Here is a 2,506-nt window from a genome sequence, read left to right as displayed (position 1 = left end):
TTTTGCTCCGCAAAGACGGCCGTTTAGCTTCGCAATATGCAGAAACTGTGCATTGGAGGTATCCGGTTATGAAGACTGAGCATAAAGCACCTGAAATGAGCGGCATATTTAAAGAACTTGCAGAAAATTTCATATCTTTCAAAAGAAATCTTGGATTTAAATATCAATCCGAGGAGAAAGTAATGTCCCGTTTTTGCAGATTCAGCAACGATTATGATCTGACGGAAGTCTGTATCACCAAAAAACTCGCAGAGGATTGGATAGCTCCCCGAGCAGGGGAGGCAGGCAAAAGCCGTGCCCACAGACTGACATGTGTGAGGCAGTTTGGTGAATACCTGTACACTCTTGGCTATGAGGTATATTTTTTACCTGAGCAACGTGGTATATGGACGGCCTCCTTTGTTCCATATATTTTTACGCATGAGCAGATAATTGCATTGTTTGCAGCTGCTGATAACACTAAATTTTGTGATGACAGAAGAAACATACAAAACTGTCTGCCTGTTATTTTCAGGATGCTGTATGGATGTGGATTACGCGTTTCCGAAGCTCTAAAGCTGCAGGTAAAAGATGTAAATCTCACAGATGGTATCCTGACAATAAAAGAAGCCAAGATGGATAGGGATCATCTGATCCCCATGTCCGAATCCCTTACACAGGCCTGTCAAAAATATGCAGATAAAATCTGGTGGGACAAAGATACAGATTATTTCTTCATGGCACCGGATCATACAATGATCAGCCCGAATACGATCTATGGGAAATTCCGTGTTTATCTTAAAGTGATGGGGATTTCCCATGGTGGAAAAGGTCAGGGACCAAGACTTCACGATCTGCGTCATACCTTCGCAGTACACGTGCTGCAAAAATGGGTAACCGGGGGAAACGATCTCACTGCGATGCTTCCTATGCTTTCCACATATATGGGCCATAAATCTGTCAGTGCCACTTCCAGATATCTTCGGCTCACTGCTGAAGTTTATCCTGAATTATTAAGCACAATAGAGGAAAAATGTGCTTTTGTGATTCCGGAGGTGCAAAATGAAGAAATATGATTTTGGTTTTTACCTTACAAGATTTTTGACCACATACCTCCCTTCACAGAGGGGTATAAAAGCAAACACACAATTGTCTTACAGGGACACGTTTTCTCTTTTGCTTATTTATTGTAAAGAACAGGAAAGTATACAACCGGATAAAGTAAAGCTTCAGCTTTTAGACCGTGAACTGATAAACCGCTTTTTGAACTGGCTTGAAGAAACACGTAACTGTAAACCGGCTACCCGAAATCAGCGTCTAGCGGCAATACACTCTTTTTTTCGTTTTCTCATCATTGAATGCCCTGAAAAAATAGAACAGTGCCAGCAGATCCTTGGCATACCCATGAAAAAAGTGGAACAGCCTTTGATAAAATATCTGTCTCTTGAAGGGACAAAGGCACTTCTGGAACAACCAGACGTTATGTCTCTCTCCGGTCGTCGTGATAGTGTTTTGCTGACGCTTATGTATGATACAGGATGCCGTGTACAGGAACTGGTTGATTTAAGGGTTTGTGATATCACACTTGCGGATACTGTAACCGTGAAACTAACCGGAAAAGGAGATAAAAGCAGGATCGTACCTGTAATGGTGCCTACAGGACAGCTTATCAGACAATATATAGCTGAGAATCATCTGGATACTGCACTCTACCGAAACCATCCTTTATTTACCAACAGGTCAGGTAAGAAAATAACTCGTGCTGGGATTACCTACATCCTTCAAAAATATGCTGAACAGGCATATCTTTCCGGACATGAAGATGTTGATCCCAAACTGACTCCACACTGTTTGCGCCATTCAAAGGCAATGCATCTGCTCCAGTCAGGGATAAACCTTATCTATATCCGAGATCTGCTTGGACATTCGGATGTATCAACCACGGAAGTTTACGCCAGAGCAGACGAAAAAATGAAACGTGAGGCTCTTGAAAATGCTTATCAAAGTCCTTCAGACGGAGAAATGCCATCATGGCAGGAAGATAATGATCTTCTTAATTGGCTCAAAAACTTCGGTAAATAGCAACACCTAATTATGCAAAGTAATTGGAGAAAGAAATGCTGAATATATCAGGTTTCTGTTCTCCAACTTTCCATAATTACCTACTATGCATAACCAACGCCGCCTTTCTGGTTGGCGATGGCGATGATTTGCGTGTTCATTGACTTCACCTCATTTCTAATTATTGCTGTTGCTTCTGGAAATAGAAAAAGCCGCCACTTCAAAATTAACAGTGAAGTGACGGCTCTTTCTATCGCCGGAATACGAGTTCCTGAAATGAAAAAAGCACCCAGCATTTATACTGTGTGCTACATCAAATTCATATTCAATTATTCAAATTAGCTCAAACTATGCCAAACTGCCACAGCCAAAAAACGAGGGAAAGGAGGGATGAAAAGCACCCCAAAAATCGGCTCTCGGTTAACCACTTTGGGAACCACTTCCCCCTCTTTTCGCCCTCTTTTTG

The 2,506-nt window shown here is 41.9% G+C and carries 2 protein-coding genes; both read left to right on the top strand.

From position 1 onward, the window contains the following. Nucleotides 1-1,055: tyrosine-type recombinase/integrase (locus tag DW677_RS05730; RefSeq protein WP_347473032.1), on the top strand; the 1,055-nt coding region annotated here is incomplete at its 5' end. Next, entirely contained in the window at nucleotides 1,042-2,061 is a 1,020-nt protein-coding gene (locus tag DW677_RS05725) for a site-specific integrase (protein ID WP_117469280.1), read from the top strand. The genes DW677_RS05730 and DW677_RS05725, both read left to right, overlap by 14 nt. The last annotated feature ends 445 nt before the right edge of the window (nucleotides 2,062-2,506 follow it).

This window comes from Clostridium sp. AM25-23AC (assembly GCF_003435125.1).
GTDB classification, from domain to species: domain Bacteria; phylum Bacillota; class Clostridia; order Lachnospirales; family Lachnospiraceae; genus Pilosibacter; species Pilosibacter fragilis.
This window is presented reverse-complemented; position numbering and strand designations above follow the sequence as displayed.